This is a genomic window from Streptomyces sp. NPDC016562 (assembly GCF_043076955.1).
Classification (GTDB): domain Bacteria; phylum Actinomycetota; class Actinomycetes; order Streptomycetales; family Streptomycetaceae; genus Streptomyces.
In genome coordinates this window covers 1,571,796-1,597,313 of record NZ_JBIBRZ010000001.1, presented here as the reverse complement: position 1 = coordinate 1,597,313, position 25,518 = coordinate 1,571,796, and the positions used below count along the sequence as shown (strand labels likewise).

22 protein-coding genes and 1 pseudogene are annotated in these 25,518 nt (G+C 72.6%); 8 read left to right on the top strand and 15 right to left on the bottom strand.

Going from position 1 to position 25,518, the window contains the following annotated elements; translation table 11 throughout:
- Positions 1–53: 53 nt before the first annotated feature.
- The 3 genes from ACF059_RS07365 to ACF059_RS07355 all read right to left on the bottom strand — a co-directional run bounded on the left by ACF059_RS07365 (position 54) and on the right by ACF059_RS07355 (position 4,064).
- Complete coding sequence (locus tag ACF059_RS07365) at positions 54–1,310, bottom strand: VWA-like domain-containing protein (RefSeq protein WP_392052618.1); 1,257 nt, start codon at positions 1,308–1,310, stop codon at positions 54–56.
- Complete coding sequence (locus ACF059_RS07360) at positions 1,307–2,572, bottom strand: AAA family ATPase (protein WP_392052616.1); 1,266 nt, start codon at positions 2,570–2,572, stop codon at positions 1,307–1,309. Before ACF059_RS07360 ends, ACF059_RS07365 begins: the two co-directional genes overlap by 4 nt.
- 73 nt (positions 2,573–2,645) lie before the next feature.
- Positions 2,646–4,064, bottom strand: a complete 1,419-nt coding sequence (locus ACF059_RS07355) for a hypothetical protein (RefSeq protein WP_392052613.1) — start codon at positions 4,062–4,064, stop codon at positions 2,646–2,648.
- A 123-nt stretch (positions 4,065–4,187) separates the two neighbouring features.
- Here ACF059_RS07355 and ACF059_RS07350 point away from each other — a divergent pair, with 123 nt between their 5' ends.
- The gene (locus tag ACF059_RS07350) at positions 4,188–4,676 is read left to right on the top strand and encodes an isochorismatase family protein (protein ID WP_392052611.1); all 489 of its coding nucleotides are present in this window, start codon (positions 4,188–4,190) and stop codon (positions 4,674–4,676) included.
- 69 nt (positions 4,677–4,745) lie between these two features.
- Positions 4,746–5,283 (top strand): annotated as a pseudogene (locus ACF059_RS07345) (hypothetical protein).
- Positions 5,284–5,312: 29 nt separating this feature from the next.
- Here ACF059_RS07345 and ACF059_RS07340 read toward each other — a convergent pair.
- Both ACF059_RS07340 and ACF059_RS07335 read right to left on the bottom strand, forming a co-directional pair.
- Positions 5,313–5,561, bottom strand: a complete 249-nt coding sequence (locus tag ACF059_RS07340; RefSeq protein WP_392052608.1) for a hypothetical protein — start codon at positions 5,559–5,561, stop codon at positions 5,313–5,315.
- A gap of 155 nt (positions 5,562–5,716) precedes the next feature.
- Positions 5,717–6,412: a helix-turn-helix domain-containing protein gene (locus ACF059_RS07335; RefSeq protein WP_392052605.1), complete on the bottom strand. Its 696-nt coding sequence runs from the start codon at positions 6,410–6,412 to the stop codon at positions 5,717–5,719.
- 448 nt (positions 6,413–6,860) lie between these two features.
- Here ACF059_RS07335 and ACF059_RS07330 point away from each other — a divergent pair, with 448 nt between their 5' ends.
- The 3 genes from ACF059_RS07330 to ACF059_RS07320 all read left to right on the top strand — a co-directional run bounded on the left by ACF059_RS07330 (position 6,861) and on the right by ACF059_RS07320 (position 11,379).
- Positions 6,861–8,273 carry a phenylacetate--CoA ligase family protein gene (locus tag ACF059_RS07330; protein WP_392052602.1) on the top strand — a complete coding sequence of 471 codons (1,413 nt, stop codon included), beginning with the start codon at positions 6,861–6,863 and terminating at the stop codon, positions 8,271–8,273.
- Positions 8,270–9,184 carry a hypothetical protein gene (locus tag ACF059_RS07325; protein ID WP_392052599.1) on the top strand — a complete coding sequence of 305 codons (915 nt, stop codon included), beginning with the start codon at positions 8,270–8,272 and terminating at the stop codon, positions 9,182–9,184. Before ACF059_RS07330 ends, ACF059_RS07325 begins: the two co-directional genes overlap by 4 nt.
- Before the next feature lie 92 nt (positions 9,185–9,276).
- Entirely contained in the window at positions 9,277–11,379 is a 2,103-nt protein-coding gene (locus ACF059_RS07320; RefSeq protein ID WP_392052596.1) for an FUSC family protein, read from the top strand.
- Here the strand turns inward: ACF059_RS07320 and ACF059_RS07315 are convergent.
- From ACF059_RS07315 to ACF059_RS07300, 4 genes are all read right to left on the bottom strand, one after another.
- Positions 11,357–11,773, bottom strand: a complete 417-nt coding sequence (locus ACF059_RS07315; protein WP_366867354.1) for a VOC family protein — start codon at positions 11,771–11,773, stop codon at positions 11,357–11,359. The two genes, ACF059_RS07320 and ACF059_RS07315, sit on opposite strands and share 23 nt — an antisense overlap.
- A 10-nt stretch (positions 11,774–11,783) precedes the next feature.
- Positions 11,784–12,203, bottom strand: coding sequence for a helix-turn-helix transcriptional regulator (locus ACF059_RS07310; protein WP_392052593.1), 420 nt, complete (start codon positions 12,201–12,203; stop codon positions 11,784–11,786).
- 66 nt (positions 12,204–12,269) lie between these two features.
- A complete protein-coding gene (locus ACF059_RS07305; RefSeq protein WP_392052590.1) occupies positions 12,270–14,681 on the bottom strand; it encodes an ATP-binding cassette domain-containing protein in 2,412 nt (803 codons plus the stop codon).
- A gap of 85 nt (positions 14,682–14,766) precedes the next feature.
- Positions 14,767–15,204 carry a VOC family protein gene (locus tag ACF059_RS07300; RefSeq protein WP_392052587.1) on the bottom strand — a complete coding sequence of 146 codons (438 nt, stop codon included), beginning with the start codon at positions 15,202–15,204 and terminating at the stop codon, positions 14,767–14,769.
- A 126-nt stretch (positions 15,205–15,330) separates the two neighbouring features.
- Here ACF059_RS07300 and ACF059_RS07295 point away from each other — a divergent pair, with 126 nt between their 5' ends.
- From ACF059_RS07295 to ACF059_RS07285, 3 genes are all read left to right on the top strand, one after another.
- On the top strand, positions 15,331–16,281 hold the full coding sequence (locus ACF059_RS07295; RefSeq protein ID WP_392052585.1) for an NAD-dependent epimerase/dehydratase family protein: 951 nt from the start codon (positions 15,331–15,333) through the stop codon (positions 16,279–16,281).
- 76 nt (positions 16,282–16,357) lie between these two features.
- Positions 16,358–18,361: a DNA helicase RecQ gene (gene recQ / locus ACF059_RS07290; RefSeq protein ID WP_392052582.1), complete on the top strand. Its 2,004-nt coding sequence runs from the start codon at positions 16,358–16,360 to the stop codon at positions 18,359–18,361.
- A gap of 149 nt (positions 18,362–18,510) precedes the next feature.
- The gene (locus ACF059_RS07285; RefSeq protein WP_392052579.1) at positions 18,511–19,860 is read left to right on the top strand and encodes a flavin-containing monooxygenase; all 1,350 of its coding nucleotides are present in this window, start codon (positions 18,511–18,513) and stop codon (positions 19,858–19,860) included.
- Positions 19,861–19,938: 78 nt separating this feature from the next.
- Here the strand turns inward: ACF059_RS07285 and ACF059_RS07280 are convergent, their stop codons facing one another.
- The 6 genes from ACF059_RS07280 to ACF059_RS07255 form a co-directional block, all read right to left on the bottom strand.
- The gene (locus ACF059_RS07280; protein ID WP_392052576.1) at positions 19,939–21,075 is read right to left on the bottom strand and encodes a tryptophan dimethylallyltransferase family protein; all 1,137 of its coding nucleotides are present in this window, start codon (positions 21,073–21,075) and stop codon (positions 19,939–19,941) included.
- Between the two features lie 263 nt (positions 21,076–21,338).
- Entirely contained in the window at positions 21,339–22,682 is a 1,344-nt protein-coding gene (locus ACF059_RS07275) for a cytochrome P450 (RefSeq protein ID WP_392052574.1), read from the bottom strand.
- A gap of 8 nt (positions 22,683–22,690) precedes the next feature.
- Entirely contained in the window at positions 22,691–23,284 is a 594-nt protein-coding gene (locus tag ACF059_RS07270) for an ATP/GTP-binding protein (RefSeq protein WP_360895963.1), read from the bottom strand.
- Entirely contained in the window at positions 23,259–23,636 is a 378-nt protein-coding gene (locus tag ACF059_RS07265) for a DUF742 domain-containing protein (protein ID WP_392052571.1), read from the bottom strand. The genes ACF059_RS07270 and ACF059_RS07265 overlap by 26 nt, the downstream gene beginning before the upstream one ends.
- On the bottom strand, positions 23,633–24,034 hold the full coding sequence (locus ACF059_RS07260; RefSeq protein ID WP_360895957.1) for a roadblock/LC7 domain-containing protein: 402 nt from the start codon (positions 24,032–24,034) through the stop codon (positions 23,633–23,635). The genes ACF059_RS07265 and ACF059_RS07260 overlap by 4 nt, the downstream gene beginning before the upstream one ends.
- The gene (locus ACF059_RS07255) at positions 24,031–25,200 is read right to left on the bottom strand and encodes an ATP-binding protein (protein WP_366867429.1); all 1,170 of its coding nucleotides are present in this window, start codon (positions 25,198–25,200) and stop codon (positions 24,031–24,033) included. Before ACF059_RS07255 ends, ACF059_RS07260 begins: the two co-directional genes overlap by 4 nt.
- Positions 25,201–25,518 lie beyond the last annotated feature (318 nt).

The following is a 25,518-nucleotide window of genomic DNA, read 5'->3' as shown; positions in this document are numbered from 1 at the left end:
TCCGCGGGCCCGGGGGCGAGGCGTGTTCATGCCTGCCCGGGGCGGCCGCGGGCTCAGCGGCCCGGCGCCGAGCCGATCTCGACCACGCGGGCCCACGCGGGCGGCGCGGGCGGGACGTAGTCGGGGTCGTCCTCGTCCCACGACCCGCCCATATGCTGCCGGGGGAACAGGCCCACCACCGTCCGGCACGACGGCCGCGCCTCGGGCCAGGGCGTCTGCCCGTCCGTCAGGACCACGACGACATCGGGCCCCGGCCGCGTCCGCAGGGCCCTGGCGAAGCCCGCGCGCAGGTCCGTGCCCCCGCCGCCGATCAGCGGGATGCCCTCGGCACGGCACAGCGGGTGCACGACCTGGGCCGACGCGTCGCAGGGCAGCACACTGACCAGGTCGCGCCGCCCGCCCACGGCCCGCGCGATCGCGGCGACCTCGTGCAGCGCGCTGCCCAGCTCGGAGTCACTGACCGAGCCGGAGGTGTCGATCACCACGGCGACCCGCGGCGGCGTGCGCCGCAGGCTCGGCAGGACGACGCCGGGCATCCCGGCCGAGCGCCGCGACGGGCGGCCGTACGTGTAGTCCTCGCCCGCGCCCGCTCCGGAGGTCGCCGAGCGCAACGCCGCACCCAGCAGCTCCCGCCACGGCTGCGGCGGCTGGAAGGCCTCCTGGGCCCACCGCCGCCAGCCCTGCGGGGCGTTCCCCGGACGGCCGGTGATGCCCTGCGCCACCCGGTAGCGCACCAGGTCCCGCTCCTGCGCGTCCAGGCCGTGCGCGCCGTCCGGCCCCAGGTCCCACTCCCGGTCCAGCCCGTCCGCGCCGCTGCCGCAGTCCAGCCAGGCCATGCCCTGCGTGCACGGCCCCAGCTGGAACTGGCGCAGGTAATCCTCCATCAGCTGCCCCGGGGCAAGCCTCAGGGTGCGCGGCTCGACCGCTCCTTCGGGCTTGACCAGCCCGTCACCGAACACGTCGTCGTTGATCTCGCAGTCCGCGGCGATGTTCATCCGCAGGCGCTGCGCCCGCCCCGACAGCCCGTGCTCCCGCGCGAACCGGTCGCTGCGCCCGTGATGGTCGCGCAGCAGGTGCGACACCTCGTGCACCCACACCCCGGCCAGCTCCTCCACCGGGGTCCGGTCCACGAACGCCGGGGAGACGTAACACCGCCAGTGCCGGTCGACGGCCATCGTCGGAACGCTCCGCGACTCCACGGTGTGCAGGGCGAACAGCGCCGTCGCCAGGTACGGCCGGGCCCGGGCGGCGTGCAGCCGGGCGGCGAAGAGCTTGTCGAGGTCCAGTGCCCCCGTCGCGACCCGGGTCATCGGCCGGCCGTCGCGGTCGCCCCGGTGCGGGCCGCGGCCAGGGCCGCCGAACGGTCCGCCCGCCGCGACAGGGACACCGCTCCGGCGAGACGCTCGATCGACGCCGGAACGTCCCAGTCCTGGTGCCGCAGCGAGGCGAGCGTGGTCGCGGGCACGACCACCAGGTCCGGCGCTCCGGTCTCCAGCGCCCGCACGAGCACCGCCCACGCCGCGTCCCAGCGCGCCTTCTCAGGGCGCGCGCGGACCGCGGCCACCACACCGTCGAGCACGGCCTGGCGCAGGTCCCCCCGCTCGGGCAGGACGGCGGCCGACGGGTCGGCGAGGAGCACCTCGGGGTCCGGGAGGTCCATCCGGTCCATGCTCGCCAGCAGCTCCAGCCCCGGACCGTCCCCCACCGTGCCCCTGACCAGCGAGGACAGCACTTCCCGGGAGGAGCCGGCCGCGGTCGCGAAGGCGATCAGACACACGGTCATGTCCCAGCTCCGCGGCGACGGCCACGCACCGCCGCGGCGCGCCTCGTTGGCGGGCAGCCGGTGCACGAGCGCCGGGCGGGCGGCGAGGAGCCCGCACACCGCACGACGGGCGAAGTCCACCGCCGCGGGCAGTTTCCCGGGGTCGAGCCGGGGCAGCGTGGCCACGGGCCACGTCCCGCCGAGACCGCGTACGACGACCTCGTGGTCGTGGGTCCACTGGAGGTGCACGAACCGGTTGGCCAGGGGCGGGCTGAGCTCCCAGCCGTCCGCGGCCGAGGAGCGCGGATTGGCGGCCGCCACGATCCGGACCCCGGGCGGCAGCTGGAGGGCGCCGATCCGCCGCTCCAGTACGAGGCGCAGCAGGGCGGCCTGAACGGCCGGCGGGGCCGTGGACAGTTCGTCCAGGAACAGCAGCCCCCGGCCGGCCTTCACGAGGCGCACCGCCCAGTCCGGCGGAGCCATCGGGACGCCCTGTACGGCGGGGTCGTCGCCGACGATCGGCAGCCCCGAGAAGTCGGAGGGCTCGTGCACGCTGGCGATCACCGTGGTCAGCGGCAGGTCCAGGGTCGCGGCCAACTGGGTCAGGGCCGCGGTCTTGCCGATGCCCGGCTCACCCCACAGGAGGACGGGCAGGTCGGCGGCCACCGCCAGGGTCAGCGCCTCCAGTTGGCTGTCGGGGCGCGGTTCGGTCGTGGTGTCGCGGAGCAGGGCCAGCAGGTCGCCGGCGACGTCGAGCTGGGAGGGCAGGGGCGTGGGCAGGGGCATGGGCAAGGGCGTGGGCATGGGCATGTCCGATCACCTTTGGGTTCGTCAGAGGGCAAGGCGGCGGAGGGTGGGGAAGGCGGGGAGCGGCGTCCCCGGATCAGCGGGAGATCCCCTGGCGCGGGTGGGAGCGGTGTTCGCGGGGGCGGACCGTGCCCGGGTAGGTGCGGCCGGGGCCCGGTCCGGCCAGTCCCGCCCGGAACAGCCCGTGGGTGATCCGCCGGCGGGCGGCCGCCTCCAGCGCGTCGCGCAGAGCGCCCGGGCGCAGTAGGGCGTCGGGGCCCAGCAGGCCCGCGACGACGTCCAGCGCCCCGGCGGTGTCGCCGTGGGCCAGGCGTTCGCGGACGCCGGTGAGGCAGTCGGGACGGCGGTGCGCCAGGTCGATGGCCTGGAGGCAGGGCAGGGGAGTACCGGTCAGGGCGACCAGGAGTTCCTCGCGCAGGATCTCGTCCGCGTCGTGGTCCAGCGGGACGAGCACCCCGTCGACCAGACCGATCCGGTGCCGGGCTCCCCGGCACTCCACGAGGCGCGGTGGGGCGTGCCCCGGTACCTGACCCGCTGGTCCCCGACCGGGTGCGTGGTCCGGTACCAGCGCCGAGGCGACCAGCGGGTGCAGCCGGTCGGCCGGGATCGAACCCGTACGGATCAGCTCCAGGTCGGGCAGCACCCAGGTCGCCGCATCGGGCAGGACCGGCAGCGCGGAGGCACTGCCGTCGGCGGGGGCCGCCGCGATCCGCAGTACGGGCGTCCCGTGGCCGTCCGCGGGGGACAGGTCGAGGACCAGCCGCTGCCGGGCCCCGAACCGTACGGTGACGCTGCCGGCGGACCGTCCCCCGGCACCGAGCAGGATCCCTGCCTCAGCCGCCCACCGGTCCACGGCGCAGTGGTCCGCCCAGGGCATCGGAAGCGGCAGTTCGGGATCCGTCGGGGCGCGGCCGCCGACGGGGGGCCGGTCGGCCCCGGACCGGATCCGCAGCTCCCCGGTCCTGCGCCCGTCCCAGAGGTGACGGTGCAGATCCAGGCGGAACCGCCGGTCGGGACGGGGGTGGGGATGACGGCCTGCGCCGTCGCCGGGGCGGGACGCGTCCCACAGGCCGAGGCTGATCCGCTGGCCGGCGTCCGCCCAGGCGGGCGCGGTCCGGACCACGAGGTACACCGGCGCGGCGCCGTCGTCTTCCGCCCGGTCGTGATCCGGGCCGTCGTACCGGGCCAGGGGCACGGTCAGTCCCGGGCGCAGGAGCCCGTCGGGAGCGATGCGCGGCATGTGCCAGCGCAGCAGGTCCGGTGCCAGGTGACGCAGATCGGCCCGAATGCGGGCCGCGAGTGTCCGGCCGTGGGTACGTGAGGTTCTTCTCAGGTCGAGATCGACGTCGATGCCTGCGGCGGCGCACGCCCCCGCCCAGTCGCCGGAATGCCGGCGGGCGGTCGCAGTCTCGATCATGGACGGCGGCACGGCGAACTCGCGCACGCGCAGCCAGAGGGCAAGGCGGGAATCCTCGTTCGCGGTCTCGGTGAGCATCAGGCATCACCTTGCGCGGACGGGACCCCCGATCTGTTGAGGAAGTGAGTCGTCATCGAGCGTGACCCTAGCCCTTCGGCTTTCGAACCACCATGCATTTCCCGCCCGGTTACGATCACTGCCGTGACCTCCGCGCTGATCCTCATCGACCTGATGCCCCGCATCGTCGCGCTGCCCGTCGCTCCTCACTCCGGGGAGGAGGTGCAGGCCCGCTGCCGTCGGCTGGCCGATGCGTTCCGGGCGCAGGGCCGCCCGGTGGTGCTGGTCCGGGTGGAGCGGCCGAACGTGACCGAGCAGCCACCCGGCAGCGACCTCGCGGACGGTCTGGTCCGGCCCGGGGACCTCGTGGTCGTCAAGCGCACGGTCGGCGCGTTCCACGGCACGGACCTGCACGAGCAGTTGCTCGCCCGCGGCGTGGACACCGTGGTGCTCGCCGGGCTGGTCACCACGATGGGGGTGGAGTCCACCGCGCGGGCCGCGAGCGACCACGGCTACGAGGTGGAGTTCGTCGCCGACGCGATGTCCGGATTCGCCGCGGACGAGCACGAGTTCACCGTGGAACGGATCTTCCCCCGGTTCGGCGCCGTGCACGACACGGCCGCCTACACGTGAGCCGGTGCGGTCCGTCCCGATCACGGGTCTGACCAGCAACTCCGTTACCAGACACGCTAATCTCGGCCCATGTCCGAGACCTCAGTGGCTCACTTCTACGACGAACTGGCCGACGACTACCACCTGATCTACGAGGACTGGGACGCGAGCATCCGCCGGCAGGGGGACGCTCTGGACGCCCTGATCGGCCGGGATCGCGCGGAGGTGCTCGACTGCTCCTGCGGCATCGGTACGCAGGCCATCGGCCTGGCGCAGCACGGGCACCGCGCGACCGGGACCGACATCAGCCCCCGCGCCGCCGCCGTCCGCGCCGCCCGCCCCGCAGGTCCACCGGGCCGCCGACCGCGCCGACGCCGGAGACCGGACCGTCACTTTCCAGCTGTGGCACTGGCACGACGACGGCGAGCACTACGACCTGGAGCACTTCCAACTCCTCCCGGCGGACGGAGAATGGCGCGTCCAGGTCCGCCGGACCACCCACTGGGCCCTCGGCCAGGACCGTCTGGCCGGCCTCGCCGCCGAGGCCGGCTTCGTCGACCCCGAGTGGCGGATGCCGCACGAGACGGGCTTCTTCCAGCCGCTGCTCGTGGCCCGCGCCGGCGCGTAGGTGGGGCGCGGCTGCTGTAGTGGGCCGCTTCAGCCGGGGAACGTGCTCGTGGGCTCCGCTGTGTCGTGGACCAGCTCGGCGAGCTGGAGCACAAACCCGTACGTGGCCATGCGGCCGTGGATACGGAGGAAATAGGACCGGCTGGAGCACTTGAAGATCTCGCGGCGGGTCACCTTCCAGAGCTTGTGCTCGTACGTGTTCGCCACCTCCAGCAGAGCCGCTACGGCTTCCTCCGTACTGCCGTCGAATTGCGTGACCGTTCGCGCGTTTCGGTCCATATCGCTGACACCGTCGACGGGTATCGCAAGCACAGTCCATCGGGGCACGCTGAGATCCGTTCTTCCCCGCACCGCCGGTCGCGGGGCGCACCTCCCGAGTGTGGCAGCCGCGCCCGCACACCCACCCGGCACCCTCCGCGACCGGCGGACACGGACTAGACGGCCGGGTGCGGGAGGCGGGGGCGGGGCCGTGGGGCCGGCAGGCGGGAGAGGTTCGCGCTGATCATGGCCGCCGCGCGGCTCACGACCTCGCCCAACGGAGCGATCTGCTTGCCGTCCAGGGCCGTTGCCGCGACCGTGGCGACCACCTGGCCGGACGCGGAGTGCACCGGCGCCGCCACGCACGAGAGCGAGCTCACGCACCGGCCGTACTCGAAGGCGAGGCCCCGTTCCCGGGCCCGCGCCGCCTCGCGTGCCCACTCGCCCTTCCCCCAGCCCGCCGGCGGCTCCGCCACCGGCGCGGACGCCGCGAGGACCAGCTCGGCCGCGCTCCCCGGCGGGAGCACCGCTCCCGAGCGCAGCGGGAAGACCTCGTCCACCTCTCCCCGCAGACCCCCGACGATGATCGTGTGCCCCGCCTCCGACACCGACAGGCTGAAGCTCAATCTCCCCGCTGTCGAAGCGAGTTCGCGCAGCGGCCGCGCCGAGGCCGTGCGCAGGACCCGGGCGGGGTGCCACGCCTGCCCGAGGCGGAACGTCCTCGGCCCGAGCCGGTAGCGGCCCTCCTCGCTCTGCACCGCGCCGAGCGAGACCAACTGGCCGAGCAGGCGGTGCGCGGTGGCCTTCGGTAGTTCGGCGTCGGCCGCCAGGCGGGTCAGCCCGACTTCGTCGCCCTGAGCGAGTGCTTCCATGAGCGCGAAGGCGCCCTCGAGTACTCCCCGCCCCTCTGTGCCGGATCTGGCCATGAGCGGTCCCCCTCTCACGCCGGGACCACCGGTCGGGTGGTCCCGGAATTCCCCGTTCGCACCAGCTCAGCAACAGGTCGTTGTTGCCGCCCCGTTCACCGGCCGGTCCGTTGAATGGACCCGATCATTGCCCGTGCACCCGAATCACGCCACTGTGTCATCACCCAAGTGACGGAACGTTACTGCGCCTCCCGGGGTGTCCGAGCGGCCGTCCACCGGAACGAAACAAGGAGGGTTCCCATGAGCTCGATCAAGACCAGCGCCAAGCAGTTCAAGTACGTCATGTCCGCCATGACGGCGGTCTTCTTCTCGACCTGTTCCGGCAGCTGACGCAGTGAACAGGGGTGGGGACGGCTCGCCGTCCCCACCCCGTGCTACGCCTTAGGGAGGCAGAGTGCTGGAGACCGGTGTCCGGCAGGTGCGGGTGGCGATGTCCATGGTGTTCGGCCGGCGGCTGAACGTACGGGCCGTGGAGCGGCTGGTCGCCGACGCCCTCGCCACGCTGGAGGAGTTCGGCTCGCTCGGCGACGACGTCGACGAACTGGCCGACGGCCCGTTCGCGGACCCCGACGACCGCCGGGACCTGCAGAACCGCGCCCTTCAGCGCACCGTCCGCAGGCTCGCCAAGCTCTCGCCCTTCTACCGGGAGCGGCTCGCCGGAGTGGACCTCGAAGGGCTGACCGTCGAAACGCTCACCCGCATCCCGGTGACCCGCAAGGCCGATCTGATCGAACGCCCCACCGACTTCCTGTGCAGCTCCCCGTACCTGGCGACACAGACGACCGGCACCACCGGCCGCCCCGTCCAGATCTGGGTCTCCCGCTACGAGATGGAGCTCTGGCCCGCGCTGATCGCGCTGTCCATGGTGCTCCGCGGCGACCTGCGCCCCAGCGACCGGATGCAGATCAACATGAGCTCCCGGGCCACGGCCGCCGTCCAGGAGGACGTCGAGGTGTGCCGGCTCGCCAACGCCTCCTGCCACGTCGCGGGCCAGATCCCGGCCGAGGAGTCCGTCGAGCACCTGCTCGGACGGTACGGCACCCCGCCCACCCTGCTCACCGGCAACCCGAGCTACCTGGGTCAGATGGTGACCGCCGCACGTCAACGCGGATACGGGCCCGACGACTTCGCCGTCCGCGCCGTCTACGCCGGCGGGGAGATGCTGTCCCAGGCCCTGTCCGACGCCCTGCGCGACACCTTCGGGGCCCAGGACGTCAACGACACCTTCGGCATGACCGAACTGCTGCCGGTCGGCGGCCGCACCTGCAGTCACCACCACCTCCACATGGACCCCAACATGGGGTACATCGAGGTCCTCGACCTGGACACCGGCGAGCCCGCCGCCCCCGGCCGCCTCGGCGAGCTCACGGTCACCCCGTACTACCCCTACCGGGAGTGCATGCCGGTCCTGCGGTACAACACCGGCGACGTGGTCCGCACCCTGGACGGCGAGCCCGAGTGCGAACTGAAGGCCGTGCCCGCGGTGTCCCAGATCCTCGGCAAGGCGGGCCTGCTGCACCGCACCGCCGAGGGCGTCGTGACCCCCCGCGACGTCCTGGAGGCGCTGGACGGCACCCCCGGTCTGCCCTGGCCGCTGCGCCACAGCGCCCGGGTCGGACCGGACGGCCGGCTCCACGTGGAGGTCGCCTCCCGGGAGGTCACCGCGGCGGAGGTGACCAAGCGGCTGCTCGCCCGGGACATCGACGCGGACGTCACGGTCCTGCCCCTGAGCGAGGAGGAGGCCGCCCGCCGGTTCCCGCTCCGCTGCGACCTGTTGGAGCACACCTTCACCCGGAGCCACGCATGACGGTCTTCTTCCAGATCACGGCCACCACCGTCCTGGCGCTCGCGGTGTGCGTCGGCGCGGTCCTCTACTTCCGCAACGTGCGCACCCAGAGGCCGCCGGTCGGCGTCTTCAACGGCCGCGACATCTTCCTGATGATGGGCTTCGTGCTGGCGCTGCCGTACATCTACCTCACGCTGCCCGGCCCCGTCCTCCCGGTCGTGCTCGCGCTCGTCTTCGCGGGCGGCCTGTCCGTCGGCTACCAGCCCCTCATCGCCAACGGCAGGCTCCGCTGGACGTTGATCGCCGTGCTGATCGCGAGCGTGCTGCTCCTCCACATGGCGTTCGGCGGTACGCGGCCGCCGTACTGGGTGGCGAACAGCGTGGTCGTCCTCCTGGTCGTCATCTCCGCCACGAACCTCCAGGTGCAGGGCGGCATGCGGCTGAAGAACGTCGCGTGGTTCCTCCTCGCCCTCACCGTGTACGACGCGTTCTTCGCCACGGTGATCCCGCTGACGCAGGAGCTGTCCGACGCGGTCCAGGGCTATCCCTACGCCCCCGCCGCCGGCCTGCGCCTCACCGAGGACGCCGGCGCCGTGGTCGGCATGGGCGACCTGCTGGCCTACGCCCTGTTCACGACGGCCGCCTACAAGGCCTACGGGAAGCCGGGCCTGTGGACCGGGATCGTCCTGGTCACCCTCTTCGGAGCGGTGGCGCCCATGGCCACCCTGCACATCGTCACCGCGGTCACCGACAGCGCCCCCACCCTCATCCCCGCCCAGGTGTTCTTCGGCCCGGCCGCCTTCATCGGCTATCTGGTGCTGCGCCGGCGGGGCCCGGAGCGGCGCATGGTCGAGGTGCTCTTCCACCGGGCGCCCGCGCCCGTCGCCCGGCAGGCCCCGAGCCTCGACGCGGCCGCCCGCCCCGTCGGCTGACCGGCCCCCGGCCGGCCCGGTGACCCGGTGAGCGCCCCCGCCCCCTGACCACACGGGGTGCCGGGGCGTCGGCGGTGCCCGATCCTGGTGGCATGGGTGCCGACCGCGCCGCCTACGCGGGGGCGGCCCGCCGCTCGCTGCGGGTCACGGCGGCCGCAGGGGCCGGGTTCTACCTGTTCCTGTACGGGCTCGGGCAGCCCGTCGCGGCCACCTACGCGCTGTTCTCCGCGGTGGCGCTGGCCGGACTCTCGCGCATCCCGGGCACCGGCCGCCAGCGGGCCGCCGTGCTGCTGCGGGCGCTCCCGGCGGCCTGGCTCCTGGTCGCCGCGGGCACCTACCTGGCCGTCCGCACCTGGAGCGCGGTGGCCGGGATGCTGGTCATCGGCTTCGCACTGGCCTTCGTCGCCGTGGGCGGACCCCGCCCGGCCGGCGCGGCGCCCGGGCTCCAGCTGCTCTACATCCTGCCGTCCTTCCCGCCGTACGCTCCGGACACCCTCGGCGAGCGGTTCGCCGGGACCACCACGGGGATCCTCCTGCTGATCCTCGCCGAGGCGTTCCTCTTCCCCGATCCGCCGACCGTGCCGTACCGGGAACTCGCCGCCCGCGCCGCGCTCACGGCCGAGCGCTGCGCCGAGGAGCTGGCCCGCGCGCCGTACACGCTCTCCCCGGCGCACCGTGCGGCGGCCCGTGCGGCCGGCGAGGCACTGCGGCCCTCGCGCGTCGCGGAGGCGGAGCGCCCGGCCGGACCGGGGATCCGCTCGCGCGCCCTGGCCCAGACCGGGCTGGCGAGCCGCACCCTGCTGAACCGGCTGACCCGGATACCCGCCCCGGCGCCGGGCCGGGAACCGACTCAGGCGGGGCTGGACCTGCTGCGCGCCGTGGGCCGGTCCGCGGCCGACGCCGCCGCGCTGCTGCGCGGGGAAAGCGCAGCCGGCGCCGCCCCCCGCGGCCCGGCCGCCGAGCGCGCACTGCTGGCCGGGGCCCCGACCCGGGGCGCCCTCCCCGCGTCGCTGCGCCGCCGCGCGGCCCTGCTGGAGGTGGCCGACGCCGCGCTGGCGCTGTCGGCGGCCGCGCACCTGGCCGTACGGGGGCGGGCGGCCGCGGCCGGCCTGCCCGCGGACCGGTTCTGGTACGCGCGGATGGGGGCGCCGCGGCTGTGGTGGCGGCGCCTGGTGGGGCACGCCGGGAGCAGATCGGTCTTCTTCCAGAACGCGGTCCGGATCAGCCTGGCGCTCGCGGCGGCCCGGGCCGTCGCCGGCCTGGCCACGCTGCCGCACGGCTTCTGGGCGATGCTGGCCACGCTGACCCTGACCCGCTCGACCCTGGACGCGACCCGGACCGGCATCCGCAGCGCCTTGGCCGGAACCCTGATCGGGGCCGCGTGCGTGGCCGGGGTCCTCGCCCTCGTCGGTACGGACACCACGGTGTACGCCGCCGTGATGCCGGCGCTGCTCCTGTTCACCTTCACAGTCGGGCCGGTGAAGGGCGTCGGCTGGTCACAGGCGCTGTTCGCGCTCGTGGTCGCCCTGGTGTTCGCGCAGCTGGCGCCGACCACCTGGCGGCTGGCCGAGGTCCGGCTGCTGGACGTGCTCATCGGCAGCGCCGTCGGCGCGGTGTTCGGGCTGCTGGCCTGGCCGCGCGGCGCGCACGAGGAGGTACGCCGCTCGGGCGCGGCCCTGCTGCGGACCGCCGCCGAGGCGGTGGTCACCACGGCTTCGGCGCTCGCGGCCGGCGGGCCACGGGAGCCGGGAGCCCCGCCGGGGCACGGGGCGCTGCGCCACTCGCTCGTCCTGGCGGAGTCGGCCTTCGCGCAGTTCCAGAGCGAACCGGGGCGCGCGCCCGGCGACGGCCCCAAGGCGGTCGACTGGCAGGCGGTGCTGCTGACCGGGCACCACACCCTGTGGGGAGCCGAGCGGATGCTGGCGGCCGACCCGCCGGGGGAGCCGCCCCCGGACCCCGCCGTGGCCGCCGCGGTCACCCGCCTCGCGGACCGGGTGGCGGGGCGGATGCTGCTGCTGTCCGCGGTGCTGGACCCGCGGGGCGACCCGGCCCCGACGCCGGGGCGGCCCCCCGACGCGCCGGACGCGTCGAGACCCGCCCCGGCCGGGGCGTCGAGCGGCTACTTCGTGGCGGAGAACTGGCTGGACGCGCTGCTGACGGACCTGGAACGCGTCACGGCCGACGGGGCTGGTTGAAGCGCAGCATGTTGCCGGAGGGATCGCGGAAGGCGCAGTCGCGCACGCCGTACGGCTGGTCGATCGGCTCCTGCAACACCTCGCCGCCCGCGGCGCGGATCCGCTCGAAGGTGGCGTCGACGTCGTCGGTGCGGAAGATGACGCCGCGCAGCAGCCCCTTGGCCAACAGCTCCGCCATGACCGCCTTGTCGGCGGCCGAGGCGTTCGGGTCCGCGAGCGGCGGTTCGAGCACGATCTCCACGTCGGGCTGCGAGGGCGAGCCGACGGTCACCCATCGCATCCCCTCGAAACCGACGTCGTTGCGCACCTCCATGCCGAGGGCGTCCCGGTAGAAGGCGAGCGCCTTGTCGTGGTCGTCGACGGCGATGAAGCACTGGGTCACTTTGATGTCCATGCGTACGACGCTAAGGGCGGCCAGCCGGTTTTGCTTCTCCGTTCCTGACCGGTCGCGTGTGCACCTTGGCGACGCACGCCGGGATGGCGGCGCCCTCGTCGTGGGAGCGGGCCCGGTAGGCGCGGGGGCTCTCGCCGACCAGCTCCGTGAACCGCGAACTGAACGACCCCAGCGAGGTACAGCCGACCGCGAAGCAGACCTCCGTCACCGACAGGTCCCCCCGCCGCAGCAGCGCCTTGGCCCGCTCGATCCTGCGCGTCATCAGGTAGCCGTACGGGGTCTCCCCGTAGGCCGCGCGGAAACTGCGCGAGAAGTGGCCCGGCGACATGAGCGCGTCGCGCGCCAGCGTCGGCACGTCGAGCGGCTCCGCGTAGTCGCGGTCCATCCGGTCACGGGCCCGGCGCAGCCGGACGAGGTCCTCCAGGTTCACCCCACCACCATCGCACGCGCGCGGCGCCCGCCCGGGCCCTTCCCTCTCCCGTCCCCGCGTCCGCGCTCAGGGGCCCTGGGTGACGTAGGCGGCGAGGTGCTCCCCGGTGAGGGTCGAGCGGGCGGCGACGAGGTCGGCGGGAGTGCCCTCGTAGACGATCCGGCCGCCGTCGTGACCGGCGCCCGGGCCGAGGTCGATGATCCAGTCGGCGTGCGCCATGACCGCCTGGTGGTGCTCGATGACGATCACCGACTTGCCGGAGTCGACGAGCCGGTCGAGCAGGCCGAGCAGGTGCTCGACGTCCGCGAGGTGAAGACCGGTGGTCGGCTCGTCGAGGACGTAGACGCCGCCCTTCTCGGACATGTGACCGGCCAGCTTGAGCCGCTGCCGCTCGCCGCCGGACAGCGTGGTCAGCGGCTGGCCGAGGGTGAGGTAGCCGAGGCCTACGTCGGCGAGCCGCTCCAGGATCCGGTGCGCGGCCGGCGTGCGGGCCTCGCCCGCGCCGAAGAACTCCTCGGCCTCGGTCACCGACATCGCCAGCACCTCGCTGATGTCCCGCCCGCCGAGGTGGTGGTCCAGCACCGACGCCAGGAACCGCTTGCCCTCGCAGTCCTCGCAGGTGGTGGCCACGCCGGCCATCATCGCCAGGTCGGTGTAGATGACGCCGGCGCCGTTGCACGTGGGACAGGCACCCTCGGAATTGGCGCTGAACAGCGCCGGCTTGACGCCGTTGGCCTTCGCGAATGCCTTGCGGATCGGGTCGAGCAGCCCGGTGTAGGTCGCCGGGTTGCTGCGCCGCGAACCGCGGATCGGGCTCTGGTCGATCGAGACGACCTCCTCGCCGGCGGCCCCCGAACGGTGGGGCAGCGACCCGTGCACGAGCGAGCTCTTGCCGGAGCCCGCAACGCCCGTGACGACGACCAGGACCCCGAGGGGGATGTCGACGTCGACGTCGCGCAGGTTGTTCGTCGTCGCCCCGCGGATCTCCAGGGCACCGATGGGCTCGCGTACGGACTCCTTGACGCGGACCCGGTCGTCGAGATGGCGGCCGGTGACGGTACCGCTGGCCCGCAGCCCCTCCACGGTGCCCTCGAAGCACACGGTGCCGCCGCCCGTACCGGCGCCGGGGCCGAGGTCGACGACGTGGTCGGCGATCGCGATCGCCTCCGGTTTGTGCTCCACGACGAGCACCGTGTTGCCCTTGTCCCGCAGCCGCAGCAGCAGGCTGTTCATCCGCTCGATGTCATGGGGGTGCAGCCCGATGGTCGGCTCGTCGAAGACGTACGTGACGTCGGTGAGCGCGGAGCCGAGGTGGCGGATCATCTTCACGCGCTGGGCCTCGCCGCCGGACAGGGTGCCCGCCGGCCGCTCCAGTGACAGGTAGCCGAGCCCGATCTCCACGAACGACTCCAGCGTGTGCCGCAGCGCGGTGAGCAGCGGCGCCACCGAGGGCTCCTCCAGTCCCCGTACCCATGCGGCGAGGTCGCTGATCTGCATCGCGCAGGCGTCCGCGATGCTGATCCGGCCGATCTTCGACGCCCGGGCCCCCTCGCTCAGCCGGGTCCCCCCGCACTCCGGACAGCCGGTGAAGGTGACCGCCCGCTCCACGAACGCCCGGATGTGCGGCTGCATGGCCTCCTTGTCCTTGGACAGCATCGACTTCTGCAGCTTGGGGATCAGGCCCTCGTAGGTGAGGTTGACGCCGTTGACCTTGACCTTGGTCGGCTCCCGGTACAGGAAGTCCTGCATCTCCCTCTTCGTGAACCGGGCGATGGGCTTGTCGGGGTCGAGGAAGCCCGACTCGGCGTACACCTGCACGGTCCAGAAGCTGTCCGACTTCCAGCCGGGGATGGTGAAGGCGCCCTCGGCGATCGACTTGGAGGCGTCGTAGAGCTGGGTGAGGTCGATGTCGGTGACCGTGCCCCGGCCCTCGCAGCGCGGGCACATCCCGCCGGTGCGCTCGAAGGTCGCCTTGACGGCCTTCCTGGCCCCGCGCTCCACCGTGATGGCGCCGCTCGCCCGGACCGAGGGGACGTTGAAGGCGTATGCGCTGGGCGGCCCGATGTGCGGCGTGCCGAGCCGGCTGAAGAGGATGCGCAGCATCGCGTTCGCGTCGGTGACCGTGCCGACCGTGGAGCGGGGGTCGGCCCCCATCCGCTGCTGGTCGACGCTGATCGCGGTCGTCAGCCCCTCCAGGACGTCCACCTCGGGACGGGCCAGGGTCGGCATGAAGCCCTGGACGAAGGCGCTGTACGTCTCGTTGATGAGCCGCTGGGACTCCGCGGCGATCGTGTCGAACACCAGCGAGCTCTTGCCCGAGCCGGAGACCCCGGTGAACACCGTCAGCCGGCGCTTCGGGATCTCGATGCTGACGTCCTTCAGGTTGTTCTCCCGCGCGCCGTGCACGCGGATCACATCGTGACGGTCGGTGGCGTGCGGCGCGGGCGACCCCGTGTTCGTCTTCCTGGCCATGCTCATCGTGTACTCCATCCCCTGGGGCGTCGCCCGGCCCGGTCCCATCGGCTTCGAGCAGTATCCATCGGCGTTCGGTGATCCGCCGGGCTCAGCGGACCCCGTCGGCGCCCGTCTCGGCGGCGGTCTCGTTGATGCGGATCAGGTTGCCCGCGGGGTCGCGCACGGCGCAGTCGCGGATGCCGTACGGCTGGTCGGTCGGCTCCTGGACCACCTCGGCGCCGGCGGACCGCAGCCGTGCGAAGGTGCCGTCGAGGTCGGCGCTGACCAGGATGATGCGGGCGTAGGTGCCCTTGGCCATCATCTCGACGATGGTGCGCCGCTCGTCGTCGGTGAGGCCGGGGTCGACGGCCGGCGGCTCCAGGACGATGGAGACACCGGGCCGGCCGGCGGGGCCGACCGTGATCCAGCGCATGCGGTCGTAGCCGACGTCCTTGCGGACCTCGAAGCCGAGCAGGTCGCGGTAGAAGGCCAGGGAGGCCTCGGGGTCGGTGTGCGGGAGGAAGCTCGCGTGCAGGTCGATGTCCATGCCCGTCACGCTAGGCGCGGCCCCCGGGCCGGTGCTTCTCCGATCCTGATCGATCCGCTCTCGGGGTTCGTGGCGCATGATCGATCCGGCCCCCGGGCCGTGGCGCCCGCGCGTTAGGGTGCGTACGTGAGTCTCCATGTCGTCATAGGTTGTGGACCCGCCGGGGCGGCCACGGCCCGCCTGCTGGCCGCACAGGGTCACCGCGTCCGGGCCGTCACCACGACGGGCCCGACGGGCCGCAGTCCGGAGCCCGGGATCGAGCACGTCGCGCTGGACGCGACCGACGGCGAGCGGCTGACGGCGGCCGCGCGGGGCGCGGCGGCGATCCACCACTGCGCCGCTCCGCCCTACCCCCGCTGGGCGAGCGACTGGCCCCCGCTGGCCTCCTCGGTCTGCGCCGCGGCCGAGGCGACCGGAGCCGTCCTGGTCATGCTCGGGAACCTCTACGGCTACGGGCCGGTGGACCGCCCCATGACCGAGGAGCTGCCGCTCGCCGCGACCGGACCCAAGGGGCGGGTGCGCGCCGCCGCCTGGGAGCAGGCGCGGACCTTGCACGAGCAGGGCCGCATCAGGGCGGTCGAGGTGCGGGCCAGCGACTTCTTCGGCCCCGGGGTCGGCGACGGCGGACACCTGGCCGCGCGGGTCGTGCCGCGGCTGCTGCGCGGCAAGCCGGTCTCCACGCTCGGGGATCCGGACGCCCCGCACAGCTGGACCTACCTGCCCGACGTGGCCAGGACCCTGGTCGAGGTGGCGGGCCGGGAAGAGGCCTGGGGGCGGCCCTGGCACGTCCCGACGGAGCCCCCGCGCTCCGCCAGGGAGATGGTCGACCGCCTCGCCGCCACAGCGGGAACGGGCCCGGTCACCGTGCGCAGGCTCCCCTCGGCGGCGCTCGGCGTCGCGTCGCTCTTCTCCCCGCTGATCCGCGAACTGAAGGAGATCCGCTACCAGTTCGACGGTCCCTTCGTGGTCGATTCGAGCGCGTACGAGACCGCTTTCGGCATGCGGGCCACGCCGCTCGACGAGCAGCTCACGCAGACGGTGGCGTGGTGGCGGGAGCGACTGGCCGCCACCGGGTGACGTCCGCGCGGCACCGCCGTCCACAGGTTCCGGCGGACGGAGCCGGGGTGTCAGTGGATGACGTTACGCTGTGTGAATGGCCCTTCCGGACGCTTCCCCCGAGATCTCCGACGCTCTCCAGGCGCTGCACCGCGTCTTCGGTTACAGCTCCTACCGCGGTGAGCAGCAGGAGATCATCGAGCAGGTCGTCGGCGGCGGTGACGCCCTCGTCCTGATGCCGACCGGCGGCGGCAAGTCGCTCTGCTACCAGATCCCGGCGCTGGTCAGGCCCGGCACGGGCGTCGTGATCTCGCCGCTCATCGCGCTGATGCAGGACCAGGTGAACGCGCTCACCGCCCTCGGGGTGCGGGCCGGTTTCCTGAACTCCACGCAGGACCCGTACGAGCGGCAGGCCGTCGAGCAGGCCTTCCTCGCCGGCGAGTTGGACCTGCTCTACTTGGCTCCCGAGCGGCTGCGCGGCGAGAGCACGCAGCGGCTGCTCGACCGGGGCGAGGTGGCGCTCTTCGCGATCGACGAGGCGCACTGCGTCGCCCAGTGGGGCCACGACTTCCGGCCCGACTACCTCGCCCTGTCCATGCTGCACGAGCGCTGGCCCAAGGTGCCGCGGATCGCGCTGACCGCGACGGCCACCGAGGCCACCCACGCCGAGATCGTGGCACGGCTCGGCCTGGAGGACGCCCGGCACTTCGTCGCCAGCTTCGACCGGCCGAACATCCAGTACCGCATCGCTCCGAAGAACAACCCCCTCAAGCAGCTGCTGGAGCTGATCCGGACCGAGCACGACGGGGACGCCGGAGTCGTCTACTGCCTCTCGCGCTCCTCGGTGGAGAAGACCGCGGCCTTCCTGGTGGAGCAAGGCGTCGACGCCGTGGCCTACCACGCCGGGATGGACGCCCGCACGCGCGCCGCGAACCAGGCGCGCTTCCTGCGGGAGGACGGGGTCGTGGTGGTGGCCACGATCGCCTTCGGCATGGGCATCGACAAGCCGGACGTGCGCTTCGTGGCCCACCTCGACCTGCCGAAGTCGGTCGAGGGGTACTACCAGGAGACAGGCCGGGCCGGCCGCGACGGCGAGCCGGCCACCGCCTGGCTGGCCTACGGGCTCCAGGACGTGGTCCAGCAGCGCAAGCTCATCGAGGGCTCCGAGGGCGACGAGGCGCACCGCCGGTCCCTGGGGATGCACCTGGACGCCATGCTGGCGCTGTGCGAGACGGTCGACTGCCGCCGGGTGCGGCTGCTGGCGTACTTCGGGCAGTCGGGCGAGCCCTGCGGCAACTGCGACACGTGTCTGACACCGGCCGAGTCCTGGGACGGGACGGTCGCGGCGCAGAAGCTGCTCTCCACGGTGTGGCGACTGGCCAAGGAGCGGCGCCAGAAGTTCGGCGCCGGCCAGATCATCGACATCCTCCAGGGCAAGAAGACGGCCAAGGTCATCCAGTTCGACCACGACGCGCTCTCGGTGTTCGGCGTCGGCGCCGACCTGAGCACCGCCGAGTGGCGCGGGGTCGTCCGGCAGCTGCTGGCCCAGGGCCTGCTGGCGGTGGAGGGCGAGTACGGGACGCTCGTCCTGACGGACGCCAGCGGCGAGGTGCTCGGCGGCCGCCGGAGCGTCCCGCTGCGCAAGGAGGCGCAGGTCGCCGGTCCGTCCCGGACGGGTTCCGGTGGGCGCTCCGGAAAGGCCGCCCGCGTGCCGGCCGATCTGCCGGCCGCGGCCGAGCCGGTGTTCCTGGCCCTGCGCGCCTGGCGGGCCGCGACGGCCCGCGAGCAGGGCGTACCGGCGTACGTCGTCTTCCACGACGCCACCCTGCGGGAGATCGCGACGCGGGTCCCCGCCACGGTGGAGGAGCTGGCCACCGTCGGCGGCGTCGGCGAGGCCAAGCTCGCCAAGTACGCCCAGGGGGTCCTGGACACCCTGGCGGAGTGCGGGGCCACCACGGCCGCCCCCGGGGCCGCGGCCGCGCCGAGCGCCGCGCCCGTCCCGGCCGCCGCGCCGGCCGCCGCAGCCGGGTTCGCGGACGCGCCCGAGGAGCCGCCCTTCGACCCGGAGGAGACCGAACCGCCCTGGGACGACTGGGAGTAGCCCGCGATCGGTATCGTGAGCCGTCCGGGCTCCTGCAGGGGCTGTCGCGACACCCGTCGCGGCAGTCCCTGCGCTGCTGTGTGCTCCGCCGGTGCGGAGCGAGGGCCAGCGGGGAAGCCAACGCCCGGTACGAGGACGGATGGTGTGCTGTGGAGGGATCCTTGGGCGGGTCGGGTACGGGCGGCGTTCCGGCCGCTGCGACCGTGTGCGTCATCGGTGCGGGGCTGGCGGGGCTGGCGAGCGCGCACGCCCTGGCGGCCAGGGGGATCGACTTCGTCTGCCTGGAGAAGGCGCCGGACGTCGGCGGGATCTGGCGCCAGCCGGGGGCGGGGGAGCGGGGCCCGGCCTATCTGTCGCTGCATCTGAACAGTGCCAAACAGCTCACGGGGTACGCCGACTTCCCGATGCCGTCCGAGCTGCCCCTGTACCCCCGGCACGCCGATGTCGCCGCCTATCTGCGGGCGTTCGCCGAGTGGGCGGGCCTGCTGCCCCGTATCGAGCTGCGTACCGAAGTGCTCTCCGTGACACAGGACGACGACGGCGCCTGGACGGTCACGAGTCGCACCGCGCAAGGAGAGCTGAGGGAACGGCGCTTCGGGCACGTGATCGTGGCCTCCGGCCACAACACCGAGGCGGTACTGCCCAATCCGCTGCCGCCGGGCTCCGATTCCTTCGCAGGAACGATTCTCCATTCGATGGACTACCGCGACGGCAGTGACTTCGCGGGGCAGCGGGTCGTCGTCGTGGGCATGGGGGCCTCGGGCGTGGACATCGCCGCGGACCTCTCCCGGCACGCCGCGCAGACCGTACTGTCCGTCCGCCGCGGGCTGCACATCGTGCCCAAGCAGCTCTTCGGCATGTCCGTGGACCTGATCGCCGATGCGCCGTGGTGGAGCGAGATGTCCTTCCCCGAGCAGCGGAGCTTCGTCGAGCAGGCGCTGCTCGTGGCGCGGGGACGGCTGTCGGACTACGGCCTGCCCGAGCCCGACCACCCGGTCTTCTCCTCGGCCGTGACCATCTCGGACGAGATCCTCAGCCGGATCCGGCACGGCGCCGTGCTCCCGAGGCCCGCGATCGACTCCCTGGACGGCAGCCGGGTGTGCTTCACCGACGGCACCGAGGTGGAGGCGGACGCCATCGTCTACTGCACGGGATTCCGCATGGCCTTCCCGTTCCTGCCCGCAGACTGCCCGGCGGGCCCGCGGCAGGAGGCGGTCGAGCTGTACAAGCGCGTCGTCGCGCCCGACCGGCCCGGCCTGTACTTCGTCGGCCTCATCCGCCCGCACGGCTCGATCACGCGGCTCGTGGAAGCCCAGTCGCAGTGGGTGGCGCAGATCGTCGGCGGGGACATCACCCTGCCGTCGGCGGACGCGATGCGCGAGGAGATCAGCGGCTACCTGAGCCGCATCGAGGAGCGCTACGGGCGGACCCAGGGCGCTTCCATCCAGGTGGACGTCGGCTCCTACCTGCGCGAGCTGCGGGAGTTGCAGGACGCGTAGGGAGGGCCGGATCCGCGGGCGGGTGGGCGAAGCTCCTGGTGGGGGACCTCCGGGAGCTTCGCTCGCCTACGGGGAGCGTCAGAGGACGGCTGCGGTGAGCGGGGCCGCCGCCGCGGCCGGGGGCCTGACCTCGTACGCCTCCGAGGAGATGTAGGCGGTCACCCGCGGCGGCCGGCCCTGCTGGTGGGCGAGCCCCAGATAGGCGATGAGCCCCACACCGTCCCGCAGGGGCCGGGCGGTGACGGCGGACAGCGACCGCACGAGCGGGGCGGCGTCCATGCCGTGCCGGCCGAGCACGGCCACCGCCCGGTCGAGCGCCTCACCGTCGTCCCGCGCGTAGTCGCGGACCGGGATGTAGAGCGTGAAGCCGCTCGGCCGGCCGGTCGCCGTCTCGGTGAAGGCGTGGCAGGACTGGAAGGGCCGACGGACGAGCCCGGGGCCCTGGGCCCCGTACGCCGCGTCGGTGTCGGTGTCGTCGGCGTCGGCCTCGGTGCCGTGGCCGGCCGCCATGCGGAAGAAGCTCGCGACCTCGCCCGGGCCCGGGCCGCCCTCCAGGCGGGACAGGCCGACCGCCTCGGCCGCCGACAGGTCGTGGTGCGCGAGGTAGACCTTCACCCGGGGCTCGTCCCAGTGGCCCAGGTCCAACGCGAAGAAGAGGTGGCGGTCGCCCTCGGGCAGCGCCGCGAAGGCCTGCCGGTGGCCGAGCCGTCGCAGGGCCTCGCGCACCGTGTCGGCGGAACGTTCCTGCCCGGACGCCGCCGGGTTCAGATAGACCTTGACCTTGGGTACTCCGCCGGGGACCAGCTCCAGTGCGCACCAGAGCGCCAACGGCCCCTGAGGGGACGGCGGGAAGAACAGGTCCTCCAGCTCGTCCAGCCGCTTGGTGTCGAATCCCCACCGCTGCGCCATCTCGCGGACGGCCCGCAGCCCGGTGCGCCCGTTCTCGGCCAGGCTGCCGGCGCCGTACCCCGGCTCCAGCAGCACGCGCAGCGTCGGCTCCCCGTCCGGCACGAAGGCGAGCGAGAACTCGACCGGCGTGTGATCGTCGGAGAGGAACGAGCTGTCGTCGGGCGGCAGATCGAGTGAGCGCTCGGCGACGGGACCCAGCACCGTGAGCAGCGTGCGCGCGTACTCCGCGGAATCGGCCCCGCTCAGACCCGCGGACTCGCACAGCCGTAGCACCTGTCTCGCCGCATGACCGCCCAGTGTCTCCACACCGGGCGGTCTCGGTCCGTCGAGTGGTGAGGCGGCCACCGGAACCCTCGCCGCGGACCGGAGCGCCCAAGAAGATACCCGCCTGGAGGGGCGGGTATCGAGGGGTCCCAGCTCGGTGGGGTGCTGTATGACAGCGGCGTCGTCGGATATCTGGTCCACGACACCTCCTTTGCCTCATGAGTAGGAGTGAACAACGCGTTCCTCACTACCCCACGGGCGAAACGTTCATGCCGTGAAAGCGGAACCCCAGGGAGTTAAGTGGATCACGTCGTCAGCCAGTTGAGGAACTGACTCCACATCCGATCGCGCTTGCCGTTCGCCTTGCCGGCCTCGGGCCGGGCGGGCGCCTCGGGCCCGGCCTGCGGGACCGTCCGGCGTACCGCCTCGGCCGGCGTGAACCGGGCGGGCAGGGTGGCGAGGCCCCGGTTGAAGGGGCCCGGACGCCACACGAGGCTGTCCTCCGGCACGGCAAGTTCGACGTCGGGGAGCCGGTTGAGCAGGTTCTCGACCGCGGTCACGGTGATCTGCCGGGCGGGCTCCTTCGACGGACAGGCGTGCGGGCCCGCGCTCCACGCCAGGTGCGCGCGGTTGCTACCGGCCTGACGCGCGGCCGTCAGCGCCGGCCCGGTGTTGGCGGCCGCGAAACTGACCAGCACGAGGTCGCCCGCCTGGAGCTTCTGCCCGGCGAACTCCATGTCCGACGCCGGATAGTGCGGCGCCAGGTTCTGCATGGGCGGGTTCTCCCACAGCGTGTCGTCGATGGCCTCGTCGATCAGCCCGCCCTTGTGGGCGTACGCGTCGTGGGTGAGCAGCCGGTGCAGGGTGTTGCCGATCAGGTTGCGCAGCGGCTCGTTGCCCGCCACCAGCAGCAGGGCGAGCTGGTGGACCATCTCCTCGTCGCTCAGCTTCGCCTGGTGCTGCATCAGCCATGAGGTGACGTCCTCGCCCGGCCGGGCCCGCTTGAGCGCCACCAGTTCGCCGACGGCTCCGAACAGCACCTCGATGGCGCGGTCGGCGTTGATGCCGTCGAACATGCCGTTGATGCCGAACAGCACCCGGTCGCCGATGTCGGCGGGGCAGCCGAAGAGTTCGTTGAAGACGAACAGCGGCAACTGCTTGGCGTAGTCACCGAGGAGATCGGCCGAACCGCGGGTACCGAACTGCGAGATCAGGTAGTTGGAGACCTGCTCGGTGCTCTGGCTGAGCCGGCGCGAGTCGACGCGGGCCATGCTGTCGGTCACCGCCTGACGGAGCCTCAGGTGCTCGGCGCCGTCGGTGAACATGCAGTTGGGCCGGTACGACAGGACCGGCACGACCGGGTTGTCCGGGCTGATCCTGCCTTCGCTCAGGTCCCGCCACCGGCGCGCGTCCTTGCGGAAGGAGCCGGAGTCCTGCAGGAGTTGCAGCGCCGTCGAGTAATCGGTGACGAGGGTCGCCTCCACCCCCGGAGCGAGCTCCACGGGCGCGGTCGGGCCGTAGTGGCGCAGGTAGGCGTAGTAGGCCTGCGGATCGGCCGCGAACCCCGGTCCGTGCAGCGGAACCCGGGCGCCGGAATGGTGAGCAGGGCACCCGGGCGGGGGCACGGGGGCGGTGGGTTGAGCGTCCATGTCTGTTCCTAGTGAGCGCGGTGCAGCAGATAGCGAACGAGTGTGATCAACGCGTCGGCGGACGACTTCTCGTCACGCGCGTCGCAAGTGACGACCGGGGTGTCGTCGAGCAGGTCCAGCGCCTCGCGCAGCGCCCGTACCTCCCGGTCGGGGGTGCCGTCGAAGCGGTTGACGGCGATCGCGTAGTCGAGGCCGTACTGCTCGATCAGGTCGATCACGGCGAAGGAGTCCGCCAGCCGCTCGGGGTCCACCAGCACCAGCGCTCCGAGCGCGCCGCGTGCCATGTCCTCCCACATCTGCACGAAGCGCTGCTGGCCGGGCGTCCCGAACAGGTACAGCACCACGCGTTCGCTGATGGTGAGACGGCCGAAGTCCATGGCCACCGTGGTGGTGGTCTTGCTCCGGACTCCCTTGAGGTCGTCGAAGGACTCGCCGGCGCGGGTCATCGTCTCCTCCGTGGACAGCGGAGGGATCTCCGAGATCGCACGGATGAAAGTCGTCTTGCCGACGGCGAAGTGACCGACGACGAGGATCTTGACGGCGGTCTGGGTCGCTCCGGCGCGGACGTAGGCCCGTTCACCCAAACTTGGTGCGGAGTCCATTCAGTACCTCCTCGAGGATGCGTCTGTCCGTGAGCGGGGCACGCTGCACGGGTGGGCGGGTGATGAGGTAGCCGCCCTCGGTGAGGGCGGAGAGGAGGATCTTCACCACACCCATGGGCAGCCGCATGTGCCCCGCGATCTCGGCGACCGAGAGGTAGCCGGCGGCGCACAGGTCGAGCAGGCTCTGCTCCTCGGGAGACAGCCGGGTCGGCCGCTGCTGCTGATCGCCCGCCGCGGTGACCAAGGTGATCAGGGACAGCTGCTCCTCGTCGGGCAGGCCGCGTCCCTTGGTGATGACGTACGGACGCACTAATTCAGCGCCACCCGGCTGCCAGCCCTCGAAGCCGCTCATGACCGCATGCCGAGGTTCTCGCGCGGCGGCGTCGTCAGGGCCTTGCCGAGCTGACCGACGAGCTGCTGCATCCGGAAGGTGATGTCCTGCATGTCGACGTCCGGAGAGGCCGAGACGCCGAGGTAGGCGCCCTCTCCGGCGGAGATGAGGAAGACCCAGCCGCCGTCGAACTCGACCAGCGTCTGACGCCACTGCAGCGCGCCCGTGTCGATGAAGAAGCCGAGAGAGCGGCTCAGCGACTGGACGCCGCTCATGGCGGCGGCGACGGTGTCGGCGTTGTCCTTGCCGAAGTCCCTCGTCCGGGCCATCAGCAGGCCGTCGGCGGACACCAGGACCGCGTGCAGCGCCCCGGGTATCTCCAAGGCGCTGTCAAGCATCCATGACAGATCGTCGTTCACGAGACCCCATGCCCTTCGCTGCTCGCATCACGTGTGCTGCTCGTTTGATCCGGCGAGTCCGAGCGTGTGGCCCGTCCGGATTGCGTCCCCCGCTGGAAGGCCCCCATGATCGCCGCCGTCTCCGCACCGGAGCGCGTCGCCGCCGGCATGCCCGAGGCACTGCCCGGCACGATGGCCATCGGCCGCTTGCGGCTGCGCTTGGGCAGGCCGTCGACGGTCGAGGAGGTGGTCACCGCGGACTCGGGGCCGCCCGGGTCCGCCGCCGACATGGCGGGGACGACCGGTGCCGGGGCCTTCTTGTCCGGCATGGCGGAGAGCAGCTCGTGCGGCAGGAGGAGGACCGCGCGGACGCCTCCGTACGGTGAGTCGGAGTCCACGGACACCTCGAAGCCGAAGCGCTCGCTGAGCACGCCGATCACCGCGAAACCGAACTGCGGGGGGCTGCCGAGACCCGAGACGCCGGAGACCCGCTCGGTGGTCAGGAGCTTCGCGGCCTTGGCCCGCTCCTCGTCGTTCATGCCGACGCCGGCGTCGTCGACGACGATGCAAATGCCCTTCGGGACGGTCCGAATGTTGATTTCGACCACGGTGTCCGGGCTGGAATAGCTGGTGGCGTTGTCGAGCAGCTCGGCGAGCGCCAGTGCCACCGGTTCGACGGCCCGGCTGGTGATGCCGAAGTCGACCTGCGAAAGGATTTCCACGCGCCGGAAGTGACGGATCCTGCCCTGCGCACTGCGGACCACGTCGTAAACCGACGCGGCATCGCGCTGTCGCCCGAGCCAGCCGTCGCACAGTACGGCGATGGACTGGGCGCGCCGTCCGAACTGAGAGTTCGTGTGGTCGATCTCCAGGAGGTCCTGGAGAATGACGGACTCGCCGTACTTGCTCTGCAATCCGGAGATGACCGACTGCTGCTCGGCGGCAAGTCCCTGGAGCGTCCTCATCGCGGACTTCAGGACCGACTTCGTCGCGTCCTGGGCATGCTCCTTCTCGATCTCGACGGATTTCGAGAAGCCGTGCTCCAACTCGGCGTAATGGGCCTTGATCTCCTCGACCTGATGCCGCAATGCCTGCGCCGCCTTGCGCTGGCGAGCAATGACGGCGACTGCGCCGACGACGGCGACGAGAAGGGCCCAGAGCACTGGATTCTGTATGTACTGCGTCATAAGACTCTCTTCAGGCGCTGACGGCCAGTTGTTGATTTCCGTCAATGCGGGTGGACCGGCGGACCATGCGTACCGGGGCACTGCCGTACGGCCGCCGTGGTCGGAGATGTCGTGGTACGCCCATCAGCCGCTCCGCAAGTGTGTTGATCGTATCACCGGGTGTCAGGAGGTGACCGACCGTCAACAAGGAGTTCGTTGATGCGCATTGGCCTGTTTCGGCCGACTTCACGGGAAGTAAATGAAGTGGGGGAGCGTCTCACAACAGAGCGCGCGGCGACGGGGCGGGGTGTCCGATAAAGGCCGTCTACGGCTTTCGAG